A 23460-nucleotide genomic window follows, 5' to 3' on the forward strand; every position below is an offset into this window, starting at 1 on the left:
ACTTTGAAAAACAACAGGTTTTGGAATATTACCAATAAAAAAAGGACTGAAAATTAAATCTAACTTTCAGTCCTTCTTAAAATCTTATTTTGTTTTATAACTTTTATTCTTCTTCTTTTGGTTCCGGCATTAAGATCGAAGCGATTACAGAAATGATCAATACACCGCCAATTACCATTAATGAGTAAACAGAATCGATATGGTAGAATGGAGAAATAATCATTTTAACTCCGATGAATGACAAGATAATTGCCAGACCATATTGTAATTTACTAAACAAGTGAATGAAGTTGTCTAGTAAGAAAAACAATGCTCTAAGTCCCAAAATAGCAAAAATATTAGAGGTATACAGGATAAACGGATCGTTTGAGATTGCAAAAATCGCAGGGATAGAATCTACTGCAAACAGTAAATCTGTAAACTCAATTACGGCTACTACTACTAAAAGCGGTGTTGCTAATTTTTTTCCGTTTTCGAATGTAAAGAATTTGTCTCCGTCGTATTTATCGCTGACTTTAAAGAATTTTCTAATTAATCTTGCACCTCTTGTGTTGTTGTAATCCTGATCGTCGTCATCGTCTCCTGAAGACCATGATTTGATACCTGCATATACAAGAAATAATCCAAAAGCAGTCATAATCAGGTTAATGTCATATTTGAATCCTTCTATTCCGGCAAGACCTAAAAGTTTGTTTAGATACGTAAGTTCGATTAAGAAAGCTCCTGAGAATATAAAGATGGCTCTTAATACTAATGCTCCAATGATTCCCCAAAACAGCACTTTATGTTTGTTTTGATTAGGTACATCAAAAAATTTAAATACTAATATGAATACGAAAAGGTTATCAACTGATAATGCTTTTTCAATCCAGTAAGCCGACTGAAATTCGTAAAATTTGGCTGCTCCGGCATAGTGATATACCAGTCCGCTGAAAATCATGGCTAAACTTATCCAGACTAATGACCAGGTAATTGCCTCTTTGTTTGATACTACGTGGCTTTTTTTGTTGAAGATTCCCAAATCCAACAACAGCATGATGACTACTGCAACCGCAAAAACGATAATTAAACCGGGATGTTCCGAAAAAATTGGGTGTTGATTCATTTTAGATATTAATTTAGTTAATTTTTTATTTTTATGTATTGGCCATGGTCACATGAATTATTCTTCCACCTTCTTCATTCGAAAGCAGTATTTTTTTTCCGTCTGTAAGCTCCACCATTGTACCAATCGGTATTTCTTTGTCTTCTGTTAAATCTTTTAGCGAAGTCAGTTTTTGATTGACCAAAACCCACTTCCCGTTAAAAAATGTAAAATACCCTACAGGCACTTTTTGCACCTGGGTTAATTTCTCATTTCTGGCAATATTACGATTAACATGCCATTGAAACAAATATTGATCATTATAAACCATCAATCTGTGATTCTCGGGCTTCCAGGTGCCTTCCTGAAACTGATAATAGAGATCTAAAACCGGAAGTGTACCCTGATGTGCTGTACTACAAAACGGACATTTTGGAGTATTAGTATTATCAAATACATACCATTTTTGTTCGCAGGCCGGATTATGGCATTTCTGCATTAAATCGGTTGTTTTGAGTAACGCAATTTCCCATTCTTCCGCATTAGGGCGCTGCATCGGGTTATGAAGTCCATCTACAAAGACTTTATCAAATAAGGTTTTTAAATAAGGCCCTGTAATGGTATATGGGAGTTTAGTTATATCCGCCCATGGCAAATCCCATTTTGAAACCTGATTGAGTTTAGGTCTGTTTGTATCATCTGTCGGGTGTTCGATAAACATCGCCTTCTCTCCCATTGACAGTAAATCATCTTTTTCTGTATCAAGATCATGGACTTTCCCGCCTTTTAACGGGTGTCTGTGTAATAAAAACATATAAATTAAAACCGGAAGTGCATGCAGGTCTGTTAACCTGTTTGGCAACTTTCTATTCGGGTCGTTTTTATCTAAATGTTTGCTTGAAAGTACTTCGGGAGCAATAAATTCGGCAGTACCAATTACTTCCGCAGGAAATAACCCCGGAACAACTAATCCGTCCAGATCGATCATGCAGGCTGATCTTTCTATAGGATCGATCAAAACATTGTTGTATGATAAATCAGAATGCGCCAGTCCCATAGCATGCATTTTTTTAACACCTCGGGAAAGGTTTACGCAAACCTGAAAATAGCTTAACCAGTCGCCTAATTCTGAAGTGGCAACACGCAATGGAAAATGAGGGTTTCTGAATTTTGGTCCTGCAAACCATTTTCCGTTTTTCTCTTTGCCCTGAATTAAATCACTGGTCTGATATCCTTTTCTAAAAAAGAATTTCGGCTTGTAAACCGGAACAATTATCCCTGTTAAACTGTTATATTCGATGACATCTGTCGGCCATCTGAAAACTTCATTTAAATAATATTCTCCTGCTTCTCCGTTCTGAATCTGCATGTAATATTTATTGGTGATTTTCTGAAGTCTTTCTTTTTGATTAAAATCTAATTTTTCTCTAAAAATTGCCACAACGTATTTTCTGTCGGGGCTGAAGTAGACATCTTTTACACCGCCGCGCATAGGTTCGCCATTATCAACAAATTGATAGGTTTTTGCAGGGTCGTTTATTGATTTTACTGTAACTGTACTCATGTTTAGTAAATTATAGCAAGGGTTCTGTCATCATGATTTCCGGGACTCCAAAAGTCCATCCAGTTTGAAAGCTGTTCTGCTATAGGTGCATTATCATTTTCGAAATCAACTTTAGAACCGTCTTCATTATTTCCTTTCAGATCAGACAGAAAGTTGTTCCATTTTTCTATTTTTTCCAGATTGGCTTCTACAACAAATTTCGGGTCGTAAATACCATCTGTCATCAGCATTAAATAAGAGAAATCATCAACTAATTTAAATCCGAAACGGGATGAAAGTTTTTCGCTCTGAAAAATCTCCGGCATGGTTATAAATCGTGTACCGCCGCCAAATTCGCCCACATCTATAGTGTTCATCAGCGTGATTTCGGTTACATCTTTATTAAGCAGACCAATCGGGCAGTCACCTACTCCGAAAGTTAGAACGGCGTAACCAAACTCATATTTTTTGACTAAAGCAAAAATTAAAGTGGCGTGGAATTTTTTAAGTTCTTCGTTATTTTCAAGGGCAAATTGTTCGATTTTCTGATTAACAAAATGGGCGCCTTTTAATAACGTACTGTAAACAAAATGGCTGATTTTTTTTGATGATTCGGGATCTGTTTTTTTATAATGGCTGAATAAAATTTCGTCAAAATCCGCAAGGTTTTCTTTATCGAGATTTTCTTCAAAATAATCAATTACGGTATCGCAGGCCAGTTTTGAACCTTTTCTGGACAACGCTGCAGAGCCAGCTCCGTCTGAAACTGCCAGAACGCTCCAGCCGTTTGAACTGAAATTTTTGAATGCAAAATCGTCTTCTCTAAATGAGCCTGAATTGGCATGACTTCTTCCTCTTTTTGAAGCAACAACAATTTTTTTATCTAAGAAAGTACCCGAAACTGAGATATTATCTTCTTTGGCAAAAAGCGCATTTTGATCGGTTTCGATATTCTTCCAAAGTGATTTTGGATCCGGATTTACAATAAGTGTAAAGACTTTTTCATTTAATGGTGTTTCTTCAGCTTCACCATCAATTTTAAAAAGCAGTTTTATTTTTAAGTCACCGCTTACTTTTGGGTTTCCTGAAAGAAGTTCTTTTTCGGGATCAAAACTAAGTCCGGTTTCTTCTAAATTCTGGATTTCGTACGAAATAATATCATCCCAGCCCAATTGAATAAAGTCAATTTTGGCTTCGTATGGTTTATTTACAGTACCGTTTGGCAGAAAAACAGACTGATGCATTATATCGTCAATTCGGTTTTTTAAGTTCCAGTTCTGCATAATCATCTGCTGTTTTTCTTTAATTAATTTTACTGCTATAATATTGGTTTCATTGGAAATAAAATCTTCAAAAAGCGATTGTTTGCTTTTTGGAATTTCGATTTTATTCTGGAATAAAAAAGACTCTAAATATCTTTTAGTCTCTTCCATAGGTTTATCCTTGTGTTCTGTTTACATCAAAACCGCCTTCTCCATAGCCGTACGATCCCTGATTGTTACACCACGGGCATGTGCTTACCTGCTCGTCGCCAATACAATGTATTTTTTGACATACACATACGGCAAAAGCAATCTGATTACCGCAGCACGGACAAGTTGGTCCTCCAATAAGTTCTTCTGTATTTACTTTAGTATTAAAATTACTAGAATCTGCCAGTTCAAAATAAGTATTATCAACCTGATAGGCTCCAACAAGTTTGTAGTTTTTAGATGCCAGTTCGATTCCTGCATATATCGAAGGCGCAATAACTTTGCGGTACTTCATTAGATAGGGTCTTTTGGTGTTCTGACATTTTCCGTTTAAAACTACATAATTGTCATCAACGTATTGTTTGTTGGGTTCTTCTTTGGTTAAATCTATTTTAGAAAGTGTTTCGCCGTCTAATTTTGCGAGTTCAAAACCTGACGAATTATTTTCTACCGAAATACTGCTGGTTTTGATAGAATCTGTTACCCATTTAAAAAATTCTTTATACGATTGTACATTGGTGTTTTTAAAGTGAAGCACGTTTTCTGTCAGCTGTCCTAATAATTTTGTGTCGGTCTCATTTCCAAACGAAACGGCAATTAAATTTGCTGTTCGCTGCCAGTTGTTTTTCCATTCATTTATAGCGGCCTGTGTGTCATCTGTAGGGACTCCGTCTGTGAACAGAAATACAATTGGTTTCCAGTCTCCTTTAACTTCATAAGTTGTTTTAACAATATTGCTTCTTAATTCATACATCAAATGTCCGAGTCCTTTGCTTAGTGATGTACCGCTTCCTATTGGGAATTTAGGCGGATAAAAACTCACTATTTCCTGCAGCGGCACCAAAGTTTTTGGCTGTCCGGCAAAAACAATAATAGAGACATAAACGGTTTCAAGCGCATGCGGATCTGTTTTTAATGCCTGAATTATGGTAGATAGTCCTTCTTCGACCTGCTGAATAGGTTCGCCAACCATTGACTCTGAAATATCAATTAAAAAATATATTGGTAATCTTCTCATTTTAAAGGAATTTTAATAGCATTAAAAATATAATTAAGAGTACAATCTGGCTCATATCGACTGCTAATCCTGCTCCAACCTGAAAAGGTTTTATAAAGGTTTTCAGAAAATTGAATATGGGCGAAAATATAGTGTTGAAAAAGTCAAAAATCGATTTGTACTGAGGATGCAATTTATCTTTGTAAGGCAGTAATTTTGAATATAAAAACAAGCCGACAATTAGAATATTGAGGAATATTTTAATCAAATCCATTACAAAAGTGACTTTATAAGCTCGTTGGCTATTTCTTTAAAAACTTGTCTTTCAGCAGCATTTTTAGTTGAATATCCATATACCGCTACTCCATTATTAGGTTCCATATAATTAATTGAAAAACAGGCACCGTAGCATTTATTTCTTCCCTGAAGCGGAATATCATGTCTTACTTTTAGATACGCACAGTTTTTCCGAACAATAACATCATGAATATCAAACTCGTTTTTGGTGTAATTTTGTTTTAAAATCTGTTCTGTTTTTTTTATATCAAAATTGGCAATTCCGGTAGTTTCATAGCATATAGTAATGTTATCTATATCCATGGTTTCTAATATCTGATCCGAACTTAATTCTATATTTTCAAGCTCATTTTCTCGTCCTTCCTGATAGGCCTCATCAATTGCTGTTGCTGCATGAATGAGTAGTTTTGAAAATGTAATTAGCATATCCGGTATTTTTTAAGATTAAACTACAACTGTTATTTCGCTTGGCGGTGGCGGCAGTGTTACACTTTCTCCTGTTCCCTGGCTTTTATTTCCCTGTTCGATTGTTTCGGAAACCCATTTAAAAAATTGTTTTAAAGTAGAGCTGTCTGCCGAATCAAGATGAACCACATTATCTGTAAGTTCTTTCAGAATACTGTCGTTTGCCATATGACCTGCTGCACAGCCTACAACGGCGCCAAAATTCAGGGCTTTTATTTCCTGTATCTTTTCTCTGTAAAACTGAATATCGGATGGTTTTCCGTCTGTAAAAACAAAAAGCAGCGGTTTCCAGTCGCCTTTGAGCGTTGCTGATCCTTTTATAACTTCGGTTTTTACTTTCTGAATTACAAAATCCAGTCCTGCTCCTGTATTGGTAGGGCCACTCTGCGGACAAGTTATTTCGGGAAGCTGAAAATGAACCAGTTCTGTTAACGGCACAATTTCTTTTACTTCTCTGTCGTAGGTTATAATACTAATCCACAGCGAATCAAGAGCCTGAGCGTCTGAGCGCAGCGTATTAATCATACCGCTTAAAGCATTATTCAGAGCCTGAATAGGTTCTCCATACATAGACCCTGAAGTATCCAGCAAAAAATATACGGGTAGTCTTCTCATATTACTTTTTAAAAAATATTAAAACAATGAAAATGCAAACTTTAAAATTCAATTTATTTAACTCCGCCACGACTGAAATTAAACTACAATGTTTAATTCAGATGGTGGCGGAGGTAATTCTTTAAAATTGGTGAGTTCTCTGCCTGAATCTTCTATTTTTGTTGATGTTACGCCAATCGAAGCGGTTACCCATTGAAAAAACTTCCCGATACTGGAACTGTCTGCGTTTTCCAGACTTACAACAGTATCTGTAATTTGTTTCAGGACATTCGTATCTGCGCCTCCTCCTGCTGCACAGGCAACAGTAAAAGCTGTTTTTACTTTTTTAAATTCTGCCAGACCGTTTTGCCAGTTATCTGTCGGGATTCCGTCAGTCATAATAAATACGAGCGGTTTCCAGTCTCCTTTTTGTTCTGTTGTTGTTTTGGCAACTTCAGATTCAATTTTTTGTGCCGTTAATCTCAAAGCATCTCCCAGAGCCGTTACTCCTGTTGCTTTTAAATCGACCATTTGAAAAGAAGCCAAATCGGTTAAAGGAATAATCTGTTGTGCAGTACTGTCAAAAGTAATCACGCTTAAGAAAGCTGTTTCGATTGCCTGCGGATTCTGACGTAATGAACTAATCATCATTTGAACGCCATTTTTTACAGCTTCAATAGGTTCTCCGGTCATTGATCCGGATGTATCTAACAATAAATATACAGGTAGTCTTCTCATCGTGTTATTTTATTTATACAGGAATATTGTAAGTTGGTGCCTGAGCCGTATCGTCTCCTGAATTTGAGCTTACTACCCCGCCAATGTTATATGTGCTTGTATTTGCTTCCGGATCGTGCTGGATTAATTCACTCATAACTACCTGAGTAAAATCTTTTCCTCCCACGATATGATGATAAAGCGACCCGATTGTATAAATTGGTCCCCATGGAAATCCCCACCATCCAATGAAGAAATTCAGCAAGACATATCCGTACGAATATTTAAAAGTGTTTTCGCCGGGTCTGATAAAATAAATGTCTGAACTTCTTTTCAAAGTCATTAATATGAACGAAATAGTATATGGGAAAACAACAAATTTTCCGCCCTGATCGACCAGGTCTCTTATCTGAGAAACTCGCAGTCCTTCTATGTTTTTGATTAACATTACAGGTACGACTGAACGATTTTGTGAATAGTCTGTCCTAAGAATGTATCATCCGTTGGATCTCCAATAGCACTAAATTTCCACTCTCCGTTACGTTTGTACAATTTACCCATGATGATAGAGCGTTTGTTTACGTACTGACGGTCTGCAGATACATTGTATGATGCAAACTCAGAAACTACTTTTGTCGGCGTACCTTCGTACATTCTGATTTTTGCGTATGGAATTTGAGAGAAATCCTCTTTTCCGGCATTGTTTAAAAAGAAAAATATCTGATTTACTTTGGCATCAACTTTCGAAAGGTCAACTGTGATAATTTCGTTGTCTAAACCATCATCTCCTCCCTTATCACCTTCAAGATCATCACCTGTGTGTCTTAAAGCACTGTCAACACTTACTAATTTACCTTTTGGTAAACCAAACTGCTGCAATACTTCAACTCTGTATAAAGGTGAGTATAAATGATCGCAAAGTTTGTTCTGATCATCAATTAAAACGCAGCTTAAATCTAAGTCGATGTCTACTACATTTTTTGATAATCCTAAAAAGCCTTTTGTTTCAATTGCTCCCCAGTTTACTCCCACACAGAAGTTTGTTAATGTTTCTCCGCTTGATTTTCTTAAATCAATCTTTTGTCCTTTGGTTAAGTTAATTGCCATTTCTGTAAATCTTGTTTAAATTAATTATATTTATTTAAGTAATCCTGTAAACCGCCTTTCATTCCAATTCCAACCGCTTCGAACTTCCATTCGTCATTTCTTTTGTAAATTCTTCCAAACTCAACTGCTGTTTCGATAGAGAAATCTTCGTCAAGTTCATATTTTACCAATTCTGTATTTGATTCATCCAAAATTCTGATAAATGAATTTCTGATCTGTCCGAAGTTTTGTCTTTTCGTATCGGCGTGGTGTATCGTAACTACAAATGAAATTTCCTGAACTTCCGGAGAAATTTTAGATAAGTCAACGTAGATTTTTTCATCGTCGCCATCGCCGTCGCCGGTTAGGTTATCTCCTGCGTGAATAACTGCCTGATCCGGAGATTTTAAGTTATTGTAATAAATAAAATGATTGTCGTTTGGAATTTTTCCGTTTGCACCAACTAAAAAAACTGAAGCATCCAAATCAAAACTTGATCCTGTGCTGCTTGAATTACTATCCCAGCCTAATCCTACAGTAAATTTAGGAGCGCTGATGCTTTGTCTTTGTCCTTTCTCTAAGTTAATTGCCATTTTATTTTTTTAATTAATATTAATATTCAACATTGTTTTTAAAATATTGGTTTGTTCATCGACATTCTGCAATTCATCCAGAAAATCTACTGATGAAATTTTTTCAAGATACTCTTTTAATACTTCCAGAACACTTTCCGGCAATGTGGTTTTTATCGTGCTGAGTTCTTTCTTAAGTTCGGCATTTTTGTTTTTTAATCCTTTTACAATCGTTTCTTTAGAAGAATCATTTTTAGAAAGATCAATTCCTTTTACAGCTTCTTCATTGAGAAAGTAAAACGATTTTTCATTGGCTACAAAAACAAACTTATCGTTAGAATCCCTAAACTCGTAAATCTCTATTATTTCATTATTACAGACCAGTCCGCACGAAAATTTTATTTTGAAATTCAGGATGTTTAAACGTCCTAAAAGTCTTCGTTCAAATCTGGCATGTGCATTTTCGTATACACTTTTGTTAAACTGCGACAATTTTTCATACTGGTCGATGGTTATTTCCCTGTAATATTCGGATTGCACCCTTTGAGAAAATGTTATGAGATCGTTCCAGTTAAAGAAAACATCTTTTTTATCTGACGCTAGCTGCTGATAGAGTTCTTCTATCTTTTTGGACATATTCAGCGCATGAAGCTGCATTTGTTTAGCAAACTTTGTATCGCCTATTTCCTGTTTTAGTTTTACCAGAATGTCTTCATTAATATAAATCTCATCTGAAATTAAAACGTACTGCTGTTCCTTTGATTTTTTTAGTTTTTGAAATAAATCGATCAGACTGTTAGTATATTGAATATGAAAAAGTTCCAGTTTATTAATATCTAATATTCTGTTGTTTTCAAAGAGTTTGTGTATGATTTTTGTCCGTACCAAAACTCCAACAAGATCCTTGTGATTAAAGAAATTGGCCAGCAATTCTAAAATCACAAGTTTTCTGTTACTTTCTTTTATTATTTCAAGATATCTTTCCTCTTCCTCCTGCATTTATCTATTTTCAAACATTCTTTTTATTATTCTTAGCTTACTACGCCTTTTTTCAGTTCTTGTTCAAGACTTTGTAAACCTGCGTCAAGCTGTCTTCTGGTTTCTGTACCCTGCTCGTGTATTTGTTTTACTTCTGTCAGTGTATCAATCAAAGATTTTGTTGTCATTTTTAGTGTTTCAAGAGAAACGATTGTGTTTTCGTTTTCTTTGGCTACTTCGATACTGTTTTGTTTCAGCATTTCGGCATTTTTCTGCAAAATAGTATTGGTAGTTTCTGATACTTTTCTTTGTACTTCGATATTCTGTTTTTGTCTCTGCAATGCAACGGCAAGCGTCAGCTGGTTTTTCCAAACTGGCAGTGTTGTAGTCAGGATAGACTGTGCTTTTTCGGCAATCGACGTGTTGTTGTTCTGCACCACTCTAATTTGAGCCAGAGACTGAAGCATAATAAAACGCACGATTTTCATATCAGCAAGACGTTTGTCTAAACGATTAATGAAAGTTCTTTTATCAGAAATCTGATAATCCTGATATTGTGCGCTGTTTCCTTCCATTACAGCAAGTTCTTCGTTTAATTCCTTAAAACGAATTTGCCCTGCAATAATGTGTTTTTCCATTTCTTTGATCAGATTCACGTTTCCGTCAAACATAGTCTGAAGGGCGCTGTTATCTTTTACAGAATTGATCATTCCGGCTTTTACCTTATTGCTGATTTTATCAATGTTTACAGTAATTTTATCGTATTCCTGAAACAGTTTTTTAACATCGATAATAAATTTATTCAGCAATGGAATTTTTGAAACAAATCGTTTAAAAGGTCCCTGATCCAGCTGATCAACATCAACATAATTTAGTTCTGTTAATAAATCATTGATCAAACCTCCTACTTCACCTGAATTATAAGTTCTTACGTTTGTTAAGAAATTATCACTTTGTTTGGCAATAGAATTTTGAATTTCAGCGCCATAATTCAGTATCGAATTGGCATCGTTCTCGTTTAACTGATTTGATATAGATTTGTAATTATTTACATCTGCTTCTGTAACAACAGCTAAATTTACATTTCCGTCTTTATCAATTAAGGCTGTATTCTCCTGAGTAACTAATTGATTTTCCATGATCTTATAAGTGATTCTGTTGAATTGTAACGATTGTCTGTTCTAGTTTTTTATCGCTTGTAGGCACTCCTACTGCGTTGAATTTCCATTCGTCGTTTCTTTTGTAGAAAACGCCTAATACCATCGAAACGTTTCCTGCAAAAGAAGCATCGTTTGCGATATCATAACGGGCAAATTCCTGACTTACTCTTGTTGGCGTTCCTTCGTATATTCTGATAGAAGCAAAAGGAATATCTTTAAAATCCTGGCCTCTAAAACTGTTTATAAAAAATGCAACATAACTTGCAGAAGGCGTTAATTGAGAAAAATCTAAAGTAATAACTTCATTATCAAGTCCGTCGTCGCCATTTAAATCTCCTGTTAAATCATCTCCGCTGTGTTTGATAGCGCGGTCGTTTGAAATTAATTTTCTAAAGTTTACGGAGTCAATATGTGTTTTTTTCTCATCGTAAACTGCACAGCTTGCATCTAAATCTACAGGTTCTTTTTTGGTGCCAAAAAATCCTTTTTTCTCGATTGCTCCCCAGTTTACTCCTACGCAGATGTTTACCAGTTTTGAACCGTTGCTTTTTTCAAGATTTATACGTTGTCCTTTTTCTAAATTAATTGCCATATCTTAGTTATATTTATTTAAGTAATCCTGTAATCCGCCTTTCATTCCAACACCCATTGCTTCAAATTTCCATTGTCCGTCTTTGTTGTAAATTCTTCCAAATTCAACTGCTGTTTCAATAGAGAAATCTTCTTCAAGTTCGTATTTCACCATTTCTGTATTATTAGAATCATCTACAATACGAATGAATGAATTGCGCACCTGCCCAAAATTTTGTCTTCTGCTTTCGGCATCGTGAATGGTAACCACGATACAGATTTCTTTTACGGCAGAATTGATTTTAGTCAGGTCTATTTTGATTTGCTCGTCGTCTCCGTCGCCATCTCCCGTAAGGTTATCTCCTGTATGAATAACTGATTCATCCGGAGCTTTTAGATTATTGTAAAAAATAAAATGATCGTCAGATAATATTTTCCCATTAGCTCCAACAATAAAAGCCGAAGCGTCAAGGTCAAAACTAGAACCTGTACTGCTGTTGTTTGTATCCCACCCTAAACCAATTGTAAATTTGGGTGCATTTATATTTTCTCTTTGTCCTTTCTGCAAATTAATAGCCATAATCTAATCTATTTTTATTACGTTAATATTGTTTTTATATTCTAAAATCTGATGGTAGTTGTTACTAATCGCCAGATGAAATAATTCGTTGCTTTTTTTTCTTGAAATGTTCGAAATCAGATACGCGAATTGTTTATCATCCATACTCAGGATAAATTTTACAATTCTGGTATTGTATTGAAAATCTTCGCTGTTAACAATCGAAATAATATCTTCTACGTTTTTAACGGCGAAATAATTATAATGATTTTCGATTTTTGGGTGAACCTCTTTGTTTGTCAGTTCGGCATAATACACAAAAACAAAATCACCCTGAACATCGTACTGGTTCAGGATTTTGTTTACGGTATGTTCATGGCTTCCGGTTATTTTAATATCGTCTACAAAAATGCACAGCTTCCCTTCGATAAAATTACGATCAATGTAATAGGTATCGTTTGAGATTAGTTTTACCCTTTGCTCAAAATCGAGATTGCCGTAATCTGTTACATAAGTCTGGTTTCTGTAAATTTTTGATTCGATACAGGCTTTTTTACCGTTTTTAAATAAAAAGCCGTTGAGTTCTTTTTTAAAATAATAGCATAAAAAATTGGAAGCCGTAGGAATAGACAAATACGGACTTGGGAGAATTACAATGTCTTTATCTGACAATACTAAATCTCCGTATTCTTCTATAAATCCGTCAAAAAGATCCTCAGCAAATTTCTCTGCATAGAATTTGTCGCCAAATTTAAACCGGCTGTATTCTGCTTCTTTAAAAGGACAAATATCCTGATCTGTGATTTTATGTAAGCTGTAACTTTTATTCACTTTTATATTTTTAGAAGGTGTGCATTAAAACCAAATTGTATCGCTCCGTTGTAATCAGCGATACTATTGTCGCCAATATGCAGTACCTCTTTTTTTTCTATTTTTTTATATTTACTTATTTCATCGAGTACAAGCTGAAAAATAGCTGCACTTGGTTTTGAAAACCCGGCTTCATCAGAATAAATCTGAAATTTGAAATAATCTGACAGTTCATAATATTCGAGCAGTTTTCTTAAAGCCGCTCCTTTTATAAATGCCGTATTACTCAAAATACTTATCGATTTGTCCTGATTTGTAATTTCCTGAAACATTTTTTTTATATCGGGAAAAATCAAAACTGGCTTGTATTCTAAAAACAATTCCTCTGTATGTCCGTAAAACTGAAACAGACGATCTGTGTCATTTTTAACAATATCAACGTCCAAAGCGCTTAAAATTAGGTAATAAATTTCGTATGTGTCTATATTTAATCCTGTTTTTTCGTTAATATTATTACACAAAACATCAAAATAGCGCACAATCTCATTTACTTTTTCGATTGGATGTTCAATTTCAAAAAAATCCCTGAACAATGCATTTCTTTTCTGCTTAAATTCAGGGGATGATTTTATTAATGTAAGCCATAAATCAAAAGACAGATGGCTGTAATTTTCATAGTTTATTTTCAAAAGTCTGTTTTTAAAATTTACAATAAAAACATTGGTTTAGTGACTAAAACCAAATGCACTGCAAAACTGAAATTTTATAATTATTTAATGATTTCCCCTGAATAATATTTCTCAAGAAAAAATCCCAGATCAGCTTTATAACCAATACCTGAAGCTTCGAATTTCCAGTTTCCATTTCGTTTGTACAATCTTCCAAACTCAACACCGGTTTCAATAGAAAAATCTTCTCCAAGTTCATATTTGGCAATTTCCTGTCCGTTTGCATCATCGACAATTCGGATGTACGAATTTCTTACCTGTCCAAAATTTTGTTTTCTGCGTTCAAAATCTTCAATAGTAACCACAAAAAGAACTTCTTCAACAGCAGGATCAATTTTGCTTAAATCAACTTTTATTGCTTCATCGTCATCGCCGTCACTGTTTCCTCCTGTCGGGTCGTCTCCGGTATGAATTAATGCACCGTCCGGAGATGATAAATTATTATAAAAAACAAAGTAACTTTCACCTAAAAGCTTTCGGTCTGAATTGATCATAATTGCCGAAGCATCTAAGTCAAAATCATGTCCTGTGCCTTCATTTGGGTCCCAGCCTAAACCAACAGTTATATTAGACAGTCCAATATCGATCCTTTGTCCTTTTTGTAAATTTATTGCCATTATACTATTTATTTAAAATTTTAACCTATACAATAATACAAAAAAGCCGACCTTAAAAAATGCGGGATCGCGTAAAAAGAGAAATACTTATTAACAAAATCAATAATTATCTTATTAAATTAAAATGATTTCAGTATTTTATAGTGAAGCTGTTCAACGACAAAGGACTACAAATTTTATGGCTTCAAAAACGCAAAAGAGATCACTGATTTGAGCAGAAAAGACAAACTTTATCACTATATTTACAGCCTCTTTTAAATGATCAAAACCGGCATTACGAGCTGTAAATTCAGACACTTTTACTAAAGGGTTCGTAATACTGCAAAACACATCTAATACAAATGTTTAAAAAAGGATCCAAAATCAATAGTATCTTTACAGGAAGCTGTCCAAAATGCCAAAAAGAAAGCATGTATGAAGACAAAAATCCGCTTCATTTAGCCAAAGTTCTCAAAATGAATGATCACTGCAGCCACTGCGGATTAAAATATCAAATAGAGCCCTCATTTTTTTATGGGGCAATGTATGTGAGTTACGGGTTGAATGTTGCAGTAGGAATTGCTGCCTTTATCGTATCATTTGTATTTTTTGGATCTACAATAGAAGAATCTTTTATTGCAATCGTGATTACCTTAATTCTTTTGTTTCCGTTTGTACTTCGTCTTTCTAGAAATTTATACATTAATATGTTTATTTCTTACGATCCAAAGGTCGGCCAGAAGTAATAGATTTCAAATATCTTTTGTGAAAACGTCTAATATCGGCCTCGCGGTCGACGGGCATTCCTTTTTCGATATGATCAAATAATGCTTGTGCCATAGCCGGTCCAAGCATAACGCCTCTTGTTCCTAAACCGTTAAGCAGATGTATGGATTTATATTCTTCATGAGTTCCAATAAGCGGTCTTCTGTCTGCAACAGTAGGACGAACCCCTCCAAAATGTTTCACGATCTCAAAATCACAGGTTATAATTTCTTTGATACGGGCCAAAAGTTCCTGTTTTCCTTCTTCTGTAGGATCATCTGTTTTGTCATGCCAGTTGTAGGTAGCACCAACCTTAAATAAATCATCTCCTATTGGCAGAATAAATACACTTGTATTTACAACCACATCAAGATTTAAATCCGGGGCTTTGATAACAAACAATTCGCCTTTTGTGCCATCTAAAGGCAGATACTTAAAAAAGGGATTTTTAAGCATTCCGAATCCTTCTGCAAAAATGATATTTTTTACCTGAATATCCTTATACTTAACACCGGACTCAAGAAACTCAATCGCATCGTAATCAAAAGTTTCTTCGCGTAATAAATTATTTTCGAGCAGGTATTCTTTATAGGTATCTAAAAGTAATGCCAAATCAACATAACCGGTATTTAAAACTTCTCCGTAATCGTGCGGCGAGTCGATGCTGTTAAACTTTCGGGTAATTAATTTTGTAGATAAAAAAGGTGCTAAATTTATTTTATCTGAAGCAGCAAACCAGTTATTTTGTTCTTCGATAGAAAAGAACTTTCTAAGAACAGGCATTCTGAAATTGAATTTTTCCTGTAATTTATCCTCAACCCGATCATAAAATTCTTTCATCAGAACCAAGTGTTCCTGCGCATTCCAAACCTCACTAAAACGCTTTAAAATAACCGGATTATACAAACCTCCCGCCACTCTCGATGAGTGTTGTGACTTATCATCAATCACTAAAATTGTTTTGTTGTTTTTAAGAGCGACTTCGGAAAATGAAATTCCGGCTAATCCGGATCCGATGATTAAATAATCAAGCATGATATAATGTATAAAATAAAAAAACTCTGACTACAAAGGTAGTGAGAGTTTTTTTTATAATAGGTCCAGAAGCCTAGTAATTCCACATATCTTCTTCGAAATTACGAATCTTTTCTTTTACTCTTTCAGATTCCAGCAGCTGACTTTGAGCATTATCTTTCATGTAATCTTTAATCTCACGATCTCCATACATATTTTCTTCTTTGTAGATAATAGCGTTAAAGCGTCTTGAGTTTAAGATCTGATCAAATGAGATAGGAAGCGCAGAGTTTTTGTCATTAAAAGCTTTTGCTTCATGAAGTACTTCCCGGGCATTGGGAAAGAAAACCCAGAACAATTCTATATAATCTTTTTCATCGCTGTTCATGGTATAAACGTCCGGAGTCACAGGACAAATTCCAAGCATACGGTATTTTAATTCGCTCTGGCGTTTATCAAAATACCAGTAGCCTTTTACTTTATACTGAGACACATCGGCTGCTGTAAGATCTTGCTTTAAAATATACTCCGCAGGAACAGTTCTCGTAGGACCAACAGTTTCTTCGACATAATTTACTTTTTTATTTTTACCTGTACCGGTTACTACTTTTTTCTTTATAACACGTGATCTGAAATCATCCGGATATTGGTTAATGAGTTCACGACCTGCATCGGTAGTATCAACACGCGTTAAAGATCCCTGGATATCTTTTAATGATTTCTTGGTATTAAAGTAACTGTCTGTATACACCTCGGTTATCCTGCCTTGTCTGATGGCTTTTGTTAAAACATCATAAAGAGAGCGTCTGTCTGCACCAATATTAGATGTATCTACCGGAAAATACAACGGAAAATTTATCTTCTCATCTAAATCAATAATTTCCCAAGTTGTTTTACCCATTAGTATATCCCTGTCATCTACATAACCATAAGGTAATGGTTTATCGTCATCTGACATCATCTGGGCAACGGTTTTCAGTCCTATTTCCGAAGGTGTTTTTGCGTTAAGCAGATTGGATTGCGCAGTAGAAGCAAAAACTCCGGCAAAGGAAGCAATAGCTAGTAAAATCTTCTTCATTTTCATCATGATAATAATTATAAGAAATTAAACGTAAGTTATTATTAAATATTGTTTTATTTTTCTTACATGAATAAAATAAAGTATAAATCTCTATTGGCTTTAAAAAAAATTAGTCGGTTGTGAATTATCCATATAAAAAAAACTCTTACTACAAATGTAGTAAGAGTTTTTCTTGTTCTGTATCAAATACTTAGTAATTCCACATATCTTGTTCGAAGTTACGAATCTTTTCTTTTACTCTTTCAGATTCTAATAACTGATTTTGTGCGTTATCTTTCATGTAATCTTTGATCTCACGATCTCCGTACAAGTTTTCTTCTTTGTAGACAACAGCATTAAAACGTCTTGAATTTAAAATCTGATCGAATGAAATAGGAAGAGCAGAATTGCTGTCGTTAAAAGCTTTCGCTTCATGCAGCGCTTCACGAGCATTTGGGAAGAAAACCCAGAATAATTCGATATAATCCTTTTCGTCACTGTTCATTGTATAAACGTCCGGAGTTACAGGGCAGATTCCTAATAAACGATATTTTAACTCACTCTGACGTTTGTCAAAATACCAGTATCCTTTAATCTTATACTGAGCCACGTCTGCCGAAGTAAGATCTTGTTTTAAGATATACTCAGCCGGAACTGTTCTTGATGGTCCTACTGTTTCCTCAACGTAGTTTACTTTTTTGTTTTTACCAGTTCCTGTAACTACTTTTTTCTTCAATACACGTGATTTGTAGTCATCAGGGTATTGGTTGATAAGCTCTCTACCAGCATCTGTTGTATCAATACGAGATAATGATCCTTCGATGTCTTTCATAGATTTTTTAGTATTGAAATAGCTGTCAGCGTAAATTTCAGTTATTTTACCCTTCTTAACAGCTTTCGTCAGGACTTCATAAAGAGAACGTCTGTCTGTACCAATATTAGCTGTATCTATAGGAAAGTATAATGGAAAGTTGATTTTTTCATTCAAATCAATAATTTCCCATGTTGTTTTTCCCATCAAAATATCTCTATCGTCTACATAGCCATAAGCTAATGGCTTATCGTTATCTGAGATAAGCTGCGCAGGAGTTTTAAGTCCTATTTGAGCAGGTGTTTTCGCATTTAGCAAATTTGATTGCGCATTAGAAGCAAAACCTCCAGCGATAGTAACAACAGCTATTAAAAAATTTCTTACTTTCATCGTGGTATCGTTATAAGATATTGAGTGTAGTTTTAAACTACTTTATTATTGTATTTCGTAAATTACCGGAGCAGTTCTTGGTAATAAATAACTTCCGGCTCCAACAAGTTTAGTTTTAATTTCAGAAATAGTAACCTGATCTCCTTTACCTGCTCTTGCAAGAACTGATTTACATTGTGCATTCATTTTATTACCAGTAACAACAACTGTAGGCTGTCCTGCTATTTTCATGTTAAATCCAACAACATCTAAACCAACTTCGAAATCGAAATCAAGTAATTTAGCACCAATAGTAGCAATCTCTAAGTTAGATTTAGGACCTTTAACAACTCCCATCTCACCTCTGATTGTTCCTGTTGGTCCAGGAATACCTTTAATTCTGAATGTTTTCTTATCTGTAACTTTATCACCATTTGGCAATGTTCCTGTAACAGAAATTGTAGCTTCTGTACCTTGTCCAGGGTTCATGTTGTATTTACCAGGCTTGCCAGCAGATGATAATCCTGGAGCACTTGCATTAATTTTATTAGCATCAACACCTGCGAAAGATATAGAGATTGGGTTAACAACACCTCTATAGACTACATTCATTTTATCTGCAGAAATTGTAGCAGAATTTGGTCTTGGTACTACAACATACGTTCCTTTAAACGGTAAATTAATTTTCTTATTATCTTCAATAAAATTAAATTGTCCATTAATATTTTGTTCTCCTACACTTCCTGCAGTAAGATTAATTTTGGCCTGACCTGTAGCAGCATCTAAAACCGCACCTGTAACGCTTTCTGGTTTAGTGTTTTCGTCATAACGACCTAAAACTACTTTACCAGTTACTTTTTCTCCTTGAAAATAAGCGTTTTTATCTAAAACCACAATTGCCTGATAGTTACTGTAAGATGCAGCAGCAACCGCAGCTTTTCCTAAAGCACTGTTGTAAACGTCAGCTTCAGTTTTCTTAACGTCATTCTGCCAAGTTGAAAGTTTTGCAGCAGATGCAATTGCAGGGAAACCTTTAAAGTGGTAAGCTAAGTATTTTTCTTTTATACCTTCTTTGTTTTTTACGTCAGAAACATCAAATTTTTTCTCAACCTCAGAAATAATACTTGCATATTTTTTATCTGTTCCTAAAGCAGCTTTAAGGTTTGATTTATATTTTTCGATTGCAGCGATAATACTATTACCTTTTGCTGTATATCCGTCTCCTGTAAACCAGTCGTCGATATTATCACCTCTGTCCATTGACTCGTAAGGTAATTTTCCAGTTTCTTTTTCAACTTCGAAACCTTTGATAGACTGAGCTTTTAAGCCTGCAATAAAATCATAAAATTCTTTAGAGATTGCCTGAACTTTGTGTGCTGTTTCAGCAGCTTTAGCAAATTCTCCTTTTGCCTCAGCAGCTTTTTGATCTAAAGATGTTAATAAACCTTCGTTTGTTGTAATCGAAGTAGCATTTGCAGCTTCGAATTTTTCATTCATCAAACCAAAAGCCGAAATAACTTCTTTTGATACGTTCATTGCTAACATCGCGATGAAAACCAGATACATCAGGTTAATCATCTTCTGTCTAGGGGTTAATTTTCCTCCTGCCATTTTTTTCTAATTAGTTCTTATTAATAAATCTACTATAATAGTTAAAAACTAATTATCCTTTGTTACTCATTGCAGAAAGCATACCACCATAAACATTGTTCAAAGAAGCAATGTTTGCAGTCATAGACGCCATTTGTTCTTTTAATTTAGATGCGTTTTCAGCGATTTCTTTGTTAGCTTCAGCGTTTCTTGAAGCACTTTCTAATTGTACTTTATATAAACTGTTTAATGATTCCATTTGAGCAGCAGCAAGAGATAATTCTTCTCCGTATTTTTTAGTAGAAGCGATAGAATCTACAGTTGGAGCAATTCCTTTAGCAGCTGATTCGAAGTTTTTGATGCTGTTTCCTAAACTTGCCATTAACTCACCGTCAACTTTAGCTTCTTTTAACATTGCATCTAATTTTTGAGATAATAAACCTTGGGCATCAGTTGTACTCTCTACTTTGTCGGCTTTTTTTCTAGCTTGTCCGTTAGCTAATTCCGGGTAAACAAGAGTCCAGTCTAACTCATCCTCAACTGGTTCAAAAGCAGATAACGCGAAGATTGCCGCCTCAGTCAAAAGACCCAAAGAAAGCATTACAGTTCCTGTCAATGGTCCAATCTCAAAGTGAGTAATTTTGAATAAAGCTCCAACGATTACCACTGCCGCTCCCATACCATAAGCGAAATTCATAACTTTTTTACTTAATAATGCCATAATAATTTTTTTTTAGGTTTTAATTTTAAATAGATTCGATTTGGTTTTTGTATATTAACTATTAATTATACTCATTATTATTATTTTCTTCCGCCTCCGGTTACCTGAGTTCCCATGTAATCTTGTACAGTTCTGAAACCAATGTAACTTCTTGCTGAATCAGCATATTCGTGGTCACGAGTACTCACTTGTAAGAAGTAAGCAACATCTTTCCATGATCCACCACGAACCACTTTTCTTTGGTTGTTTCCGTCAATAACGTTAGGGTTCATTGTAGAAACGTATTCGTATGCATTTGGGTTGTAAGCTGAATCTGTCCACTCAGAAACGTTTCCTGCCATGTTATACAATCCGTAACCATTTGGTTCGTAAGATCTTGCTTCAACAGTATACAAAGCTTCGTCAGCTGCATAATCTCCTCTGTTTGGCTTAAAGTTTGCCATAAAACAACCTCTGTCACTCTTAGTGTAAGGACCTCCCCATGGAAAAGTTGCAGACTCAAGACCACCTCTCGCAGCATACTCCCACTCTGCTTCTGTTGGAAGTCTGAAAGAGTTTACTAAATCACGTCCTTTTTTCTTAGATTTAATATAACTGTTTTTATTTAAAGTTCTCCATGCACAGAATGCTTTTGCCTGTATCCATGTTACACCCACTACAGGATAATCCCCGTAAGCTTTGTGCCAGAAATAGTCATTATGCATTGGTTCATTATATGAGTAAGAGAAGTCTTTAATCCATACTGTTGTATCAGGATAAATTTTAACTTGTTCAGTTTTAACGAAGTCTTTTCTTTTTCCAACTTTAGCTTTTGCAGCAGCCTGGATGTCCATCCAAGAATAACGGAATTTTAATTTGTTTACATCAATTGTTCTTAAACCATTGTATGATTCTTCAATTGGTAAATACATAGAGTCCATTACTTCAGCATAGTACTCATCCGGGTAAGCTTTAGTATCTCTAATTAATTTTACTTTTTTATTCAATTTTCTACCAGCATACGGATCATCTTTTGTCCCTACACTATAGTAGTTATCATACATATATTTATCGTAAGCGGTCATTTTATCCGGCTCAGAATCATTAAATGCATAATCAGCGATACTACCGCCTTTACTACCTTTTCCACCAGTGCTTTTTTGACCAGTTTCATCAGCTAAAATAGCAAGACGAACTCTCATTGTAGAATCTTTTACCCATTCTACAAACTGACGGTACTCACTGTTAGTAATTTCAGTTTCGTCCATGTAAAAAGAACGAACGGTTACTGATTTTGTCGGAGCATCTTCGACATTCGCTAAATCAGCATCAGATTTACCCATAATAAAGGATCCGCCCGGAACCAAAGTCATTCCATAAGGTTTTTCAGGATGCCATTTCCCTCCGGTAACACCTACTAATTCACCTTTGTCACCTGACTTACCACAGCCAATTACTAGTGTTAACATTGCTGCAAATGCAATAAACTTCTTCATATAAATTTGGATTATCTATTCATTATTAAAAGTCCGTAAACGTATTTATTATTTATCTAAAAAACAATACTACTTGCGAAATTTATTTTACCGGTCAAAAATAATGTTAAATAAAATAAAAAAAAAATATTTCATCGACAAACTGATTAAAAAAATCGATGTAAAACATTAATTTTTATGCTTTATAAACCTTATCTTACTAATTATTTTAACTTAATTTCTTTAATTGTACAAAACGAAAAAATTCCTTCATTTTTTCTTCTTACAAAGCATTTTTTCGTTGTGCTTTCCACCATCTTTCGGGCAGTTCCTGATTGCAGGCGCTCAAATATTCGTCATAAGAACACGGTAATAACGTATTTCTTTTCAATTTATTACTGCCGTTTGTTTCGTATGGGATCTCAATCCACCATCTCTCTGTTTTATCGCTTTTATAAAACACCAATTCTTCTTCTTCAAGCGGTACAATATATTTTAAATAATTGGTTCTGCTTCCAAACGGATATTCCTTAGAACGATAGTGATATCCTTCGATAAAATACCAGACAATCTGAGCAATAATAGGAGCTTCCTGCACTGTGCTGTTGTGATTAAAAACGCCAAAAGAAGAGACTTTGTCGCTTATTCCGGCATATCTTGCTAAAGCACAAATCTCTTTTCCGTTAAATCCGTTTGGCTCGAAGGAAATCATATTGCCTGAAGCTGAAGATTTTACCGAATTTAAGTCTATACTTACCAAATCAGCATCTCTAAAAACAGGCTCTGCTAACGTAATTTTATTAGAAATCTCACCTAAGCGATAGGCATCAAAAAACAATTTCTCAATTAAATCAATCTCTTCCTGAGAATTATAATAAGTCTGATATCCTATATTACAATAATTAAAGAGATTATTTGGTTCATCTATAATGATTTGAGTAAGATACGAATTAGCAGAAACGCTTTCGTTTTCTTTGCCAAAATCAAATTTATTATCTACTGAAACCAGGTTAACCATCTGCTCTAAATCGTCATAAGCACGATACAAAGCGTACGTAAGATCCTGAGAACCTCCCAGAACTATAGGAATGATTTTATTCTTGATTAAGGCAGAAGTTACCTTCTTAACTGCAAAGTAAGTATCCTCTACAGAATCACCTGCAAGAATATCCCCTAAGTCTGCAATTGAAGCATCCCAATTACCTGGAAACATTCCGTAAAGTTTCTTGCGGACTGCAGTAAGATTAACTTCATTGACCATATTTATATTACGACGGTCTTCTAAAACACCTACAATCGCAATATGAATTTTATCCATATCCGGAAACTGATCTTGAGTATGAAAGACTACTTTGCTGCCAAGCTCTTGAGAAGACAGTGAATGGACATATTTTACAATTACGTCGTTTACTGGTTCTAAAAAATCAAATTCCATCTATTGTTTTTAA

General features: G+C 34.8%; 26 protein-coding genes. 1 reads left to right on the plus strand and 25 read right to left on the minus strand.

Annotated elements, in window-relative coordinates; genetic code table 11:
* Positions 1–103: 103 nt before the first annotated feature.
* The 18 genes from OZP11_RS10215 to OZP11_RS10300 all read right to left on the minus strand — a co-directional run bounded on the left by OZP11_RS10215 (position 104) and on the right by OZP11_RS10300 (position 14249).
* Entirely contained in the window at positions 104–1105 is a 1002-nt protein-coding gene (locus OZP11_RS10215) for a TerC/Alx family metal homeostasis membrane protein (protein ID WP_281235100.1), read from the minus strand.
* Between the two features lie 31 nt (positions 1106–1136).
* Positions 1137–2648, minus strand: a complete 1512-nt coding sequence (locus OZP11_RS10220; protein WP_281235101.1) for a helix-hairpin-helix domain-containing protein — start codon at positions 2646–2648, stop codon at positions 1137–1139.
* Positions 2649–2650: 2 nt separating this feature from the next.
* The gene (locus OZP11_RS10225; protein WP_281235102.1) at positions 2651–4060 is read right to left on the minus strand and encodes a PP2C family serine/threonine-protein phosphatase; all 1410 of its coding nucleotides are present in this window, start codon (positions 4058–4060) and stop codon (positions 2651–2653) included.
* Positions 4061–4064: 4 nt separating this feature from the next.
* A complete protein-coding gene (locus OZP11_RS10230) occupies positions 4065–5117 on the minus strand; it encodes a TerY-C metal binding domain-containing protein (protein WP_281235103.1) in 1053 nt (350 codons plus the stop codon).
* A gap of 1 nt (position 5118) precedes the next feature.
* Positions 5119–5370, minus strand: a complete 252-nt coding sequence (locus OZP11_RS10235; protein WP_281235104.1) for a YggT family protein — start codon at positions 5368–5370, stop codon at positions 5119–5121.
* The gene (locus tag OZP11_RS10240) at positions 5370–5819 is read right to left on the minus strand and encodes a hypothetical protein (RefSeq protein ID WP_281235105.1); all 450 of its coding nucleotides are present in this window, start codon (positions 5817–5819) and stop codon (positions 5370–5372) included. Before OZP11_RS10240 ends, OZP11_RS10235 begins: the two co-directional genes overlap by 1 nt.
* Positions 5820–5837: 18 nt before the next feature.
* Positions 5838–6473, minus strand: a complete 636-nt coding sequence (locus OZP11_RS10245) for a vWA domain-containing protein (RefSeq protein ID WP_057117141.1) — start codon at positions 6471–6473, stop codon at positions 5838–5840.
* A gap of 78 nt (positions 6474–6551) precedes the next feature.
* Positions 6552–7190 carry a vWA domain-containing protein gene (locus tag OZP11_RS10250; protein WP_281235106.1) on the minus strand — a complete coding sequence of 213 codons (639 nt, stop codon included), beginning with the start codon at positions 7188–7190 and terminating at the stop codon, positions 6552–6554.
* Between the two features lie 13 nt (positions 7191–7203).
* Positions 7204–7617, minus strand: coding sequence for a hypothetical protein (locus tag OZP11_RS10255; RefSeq protein ID WP_281235107.1), 414 nt, complete (start codon positions 7615–7617; stop codon positions 7204–7206).
* Positions 7617–8276, minus strand: a complete 660-nt coding sequence (locus OZP11_RS10260; protein ID WP_281235108.1) for a TerD family protein — start codon at positions 8274–8276, stop codon at positions 7617–7619. Before OZP11_RS10260 ends, OZP11_RS10255 begins: the two co-directional genes overlap by 1 nt.
* 20 nt (positions 8277–8296) lie before the next feature.
* Positions 8297–8848, minus strand: a complete 552-nt coding sequence (locus OZP11_RS10265) for a TerD family protein (RefSeq protein ID WP_281235109.1) — start codon at positions 8846–8848, stop codon at positions 8297–8299.
* Positions 8849–8857: 9 nt separating this feature from the next.
* Positions 8858–9826: a hypothetical protein gene (locus OZP11_RS10270; protein ID WP_281235110.1), complete on the minus strand. Its 969-nt coding sequence runs from the start codon at positions 9824–9826 to the stop codon at positions 8858–8860.
* A gap of 32 nt (positions 9827–9858) precedes the next feature.
* Positions 9859–10944, minus strand: a complete 1086-nt coding sequence (locus OZP11_RS10275; RefSeq protein WP_281235111.1) for a toxic anion resistance protein — start codon at positions 10942–10944, stop codon at positions 9859–9861.
* Positions 10945–10948: 4 nt separating this feature from the next.
* Positions 10949–11557 carry a TerD family protein gene (locus OZP11_RS10280; RefSeq protein WP_281235112.1) on the minus strand — a complete coding sequence of 203 codons (609 nt, stop codon included), beginning with the start codon at positions 11555–11557 and terminating at the stop codon, positions 10949–10951.
* 3 nt (positions 11558–11560) lie between these two features.
* Positions 11561–12115 carry a TerD family protein gene (locus tag OZP11_RS10285; RefSeq protein WP_281235113.1) on the minus strand — a complete coding sequence of 185 codons (555 nt, stop codon included), beginning with the start codon at positions 12113–12115 and terminating at the stop codon, positions 11561–11563.
* A 3-nt stretch (positions 12116–12118) separates the two neighbouring features.
* On the minus strand, positions 12119–12925 hold the full coding sequence (locus OZP11_RS10290) for a phosphoribosyltransferase family protein (RefSeq protein ID WP_281235114.1): 807 nt from the start codon (positions 12923–12925) through the stop codon (positions 12119–12121).
* Between the two features lie 2 nt (positions 12926–12927).
* Entirely contained in the window at positions 12928–13593 is a 666-nt protein-coding gene (locus tag OZP11_RS10295) for an HAD family hydrolase (protein ID WP_281235115.1), read from the minus strand.
* 80 nt (positions 13594–13673) lie between these two features.
* Positions 13674–14249, minus strand: a complete 576-nt coding sequence (locus OZP11_RS10300) for a TerD family protein (RefSeq protein ID WP_281235116.1) — start codon at positions 14247–14249, stop codon at positions 13674–13676.
* A gap of 341 nt (positions 14250–14590) precedes the next feature.
* On the opposite strand from OZP11_RS10300, the gene OZP11_RS10305 reads away from it, so the two are divergent.
* Positions 14591–14974 carry a DUF983 domain-containing protein gene (locus OZP11_RS10305; protein ID WP_281235117.1) on the plus strand — a complete coding sequence of 128 codons (384 nt, stop codon included), beginning with the start codon at positions 14591–14593 and terminating at the stop codon, positions 14972–14974.
* Here the strand turns inward: OZP11_RS10305 and OZP11_RS10310 are convergent.
* From OZP11_RS10310 to OZP11_RS10340, 7 genes are all read right to left on the minus strand, one after another.
* Positions 14940–16028, minus strand: a complete 1089-nt coding sequence (locus OZP11_RS10310) for an NAD(P)/FAD-dependent oxidoreductase (protein ID WP_281235118.1) — start codon at positions 16026–16028, stop codon at positions 14940–14942. The genes OZP11_RS10305 and OZP11_RS10310 overlap by 35 nt on opposite strands.
* 73 nt (positions 16029–16101) lie before the next feature.
* Positions 16102–17091, minus strand: coding sequence for a type IX secretion system ring subunit PorN/GldN (gene porN / locus OZP11_RS10315; protein ID WP_281235519.1), 990 nt, complete (start codon positions 17089–17091; stop codon positions 16102–16104).
* A gap of 187 nt (positions 17092–17278) precedes the next feature.
* On the minus strand, positions 17279–18268 hold the full coding sequence (gene porN / locus OZP11_RS10320) for a type IX secretion system ring subunit PorN/GldN (protein ID WP_281235119.1): 990 nt from the start codon (positions 18266–18268) through the stop codon (positions 17279–17281).
* A gap of 45 nt (positions 18269–18313) precedes the next feature.
* Positions 18314–19858, minus strand: coding sequence for a type IX secretion system motor protein PorM/GldM (gene porM, locus OZP11_RS10325; protein ID WP_281235120.1), 1545 nt, complete (start codon positions 19856–19858; stop codon positions 18314–18316).
* A 52-nt stretch (positions 19859–19910) separates the two neighbouring features.
* Complete coding sequence (gene porL / locus OZP11_RS10330) at positions 19911–20558, minus strand: type IX secretion system motor protein PorL/GldL (RefSeq protein WP_281235121.1); 648 nt, start codon at positions 20556–20558, stop codon at positions 19911–19913.
* Positions 20559–20638: 80 nt separating this feature from the next.
* Positions 20639–22033, minus strand: a complete 1395-nt coding sequence (porK, locus tag OZP11_RS10335) for a T9SS ring complex lipoprotein PorK/GldK (protein WP_281235122.1) — start codon at positions 22031–22033, stop codon at positions 20639–20641.
* A 262-nt stretch (positions 22034–22295) separates the two neighbouring features.
* Positions 22296–23447 carry a formimidoylglutamase gene (locus OZP11_RS10340; protein ID WP_281235123.1) on the minus strand — a complete coding sequence of 384 codons (1152 nt, stop codon included), beginning with the start codon at positions 23445–23447 and terminating at the stop codon, positions 22296–22298.
* Positions 23448–23460 lie beyond the last annotated feature (13 nt).

Origin of the sequence: Flavobacterium gelatinilyticum (genome assembly GCF_027111295.1) — a bacterium.
GTDB lineage: Bacteria > Bacteroidota > Bacteroidia > Flavobacteriales > Flavobacteriaceae > Flavobacterium > Flavobacterium gelatinilyticum.

Excerpts from the sequence above, each read along its gene's own strand:
- OZP11_RS10215 (WP_281235100.1), bottom strand. The coding sequence starts at position 1,105 with ATGAATCAACACCCAATTTTTTCGGAACATCCCGGTTTAATTATCGTT.
- OZP11_RS10220 (WP_281235101.1), bottom strand. The coding sequence starts at position 2,648 with ATGAGTACAGTTACAGTAAAATCAATAAACGACCCTGCAAAAACCTAT.
- OZP11_RS10225 (WP_281235102.1), bottom strand. The coding sequence starts at position 4,060 with ATGGAAGAGACTAAAAGATATTTAGAGTCTTTTTTATTCCAGAATAAA.
- OZP11_RS10230 (WP_281235103.1), bottom strand. The coding sequence starts at position 5,117 with ATGAGAAGATTACCAATATATTTTTTAATTGATATTTCAGAGTCAATG.
- OZP11_RS10235 (WP_281235104.1), bottom strand. The coding sequence starts at position 5,370 with ATGGATTTGATTAAAATATTCCTCAATATTCTAATTGTCGGCTTGTTT.
- OZP11_RS10240 (WP_281235105.1), bottom strand. The coding sequence starts at position 5,819 with ATGCTAATTACATTTTCAAAACTACTCATTCATGCAGCAACAGCAATT.
- OZP11_RS10245 (WP_057117141.1), bottom strand. The coding sequence starts at position 6,473 with ATGAGAAGACTACCCGTATATTTTTTGCTGGATACTTCAGGGTCTATG.
- OZP11_RS10250 (WP_281235106.1), bottom strand. The coding sequence starts at position 7,190 with ATGAGAAGACTACCTGTATATTTATTGTTAGATACATCCGGATCAATG.
- OZP11_RS10255 (WP_281235107.1), bottom strand. The coding sequence starts at position 7,617 with ATGTTAATCAAAAACATAGAAGGACTGCGAGTTTCTCAGATAAGAGAC.
- OZP11_RS10260 (WP_281235108.1), bottom strand. The coding sequence starts at position 8,276 with ATGGCAATTAACTTAACCAAAGGACAAAAGATTGATTTAAGAAAATCA.
- OZP11_RS10265 (WP_281235109.1), bottom strand. The coding sequence starts at position 8,848 with ATGGCAATTAACTTAGAGAAAGGACAAAGACAAAGCATCAGCGCTCCT.
- OZP11_RS10270 (WP_281235110.1), bottom strand. The coding sequence starts at position 9,826 with ATGCAGGAGGAAGAGGAAAGATATCTTGAAATAATAAAAGAAAGTAAC.
- OZP11_RS10275 (WP_281235111.1), bottom strand. The coding sequence starts at position 10,944 with ATGGAAAATCAATTAGTTACTCAGGAGAATACAGCCTTAATTGATAAA.
- OZP11_RS10280 (WP_281235112.1), bottom strand. The coding sequence starts at position 11,557 with ATGGCAATTAATTTAGAAAAAGGACAACGTATAAATCTTGAAAAAAGC.
- OZP11_RS10285 (WP_281235113.1), bottom strand. The coding sequence starts at position 12,115 with ATGGCTATTAATTTGCAGAAAGGACAAAGAGAAAATATAAATGCACCC.
- OZP11_RS10300 (WP_281235116.1), bottom strand. The coding sequence starts at position 14,249 with ATGGCAATAAATTTACAAAAAGGACAAAGGATCGATATTGGACTGTCT.
- OZP11_RS10305 (WP_281235117.1), top strand. The coding sequence starts at position 14,591 with ATGTTTAAAAAAGGATCCAAAATCAATAGTATCTTTACAGGAAGCTGT.
- OZP11_RS10310 (WP_281235118.1), bottom strand. The coding sequence starts at position 16,028 with ATGCTTGATTATTTAATCATCGGATCCGGATTAGCCGGAATTTCATTT.
- porN (WP_281235519.1), bottom strand. The coding sequence starts at position 17,091 with ATGAAAATGAAGAAGATTTTACTAGCTATTGCTTCCTTTGCCGGAGTT.
- porN (WP_281235119.1), bottom strand. The coding sequence starts at position 18,268 with ATGAAAGTAAGAAATTTTTTAATAGCTGTTGTTACTATCGCTGGAGGT.
- porM (WP_281235120.1), bottom strand. The coding sequence starts at position 19,858 with ATGGCAGGAGGAAAATTAACCCCTAGACAGAAGATGATTAACCTGATG.
- porL (WP_281235121.1), bottom strand. The coding sequence starts at position 20,558 with ATGGCATTATTAAGTAAAAAAGTTATGAATTTCGCTTATGGTATGGGA.
- porK (WP_281235122.1), bottom strand. The coding sequence starts at position 22,033 with ATGAAGAAGTTTATTGCATTTGCAGCAATGTTAACACTAGTAATTGGC.
- OZP11_RS10340 (WP_281235123.1), bottom strand. The coding sequence starts at position 23,447 with ATGGAATTTGATTTTTTAGAACCAGTAAACGACGTAATTGTAAAATAT.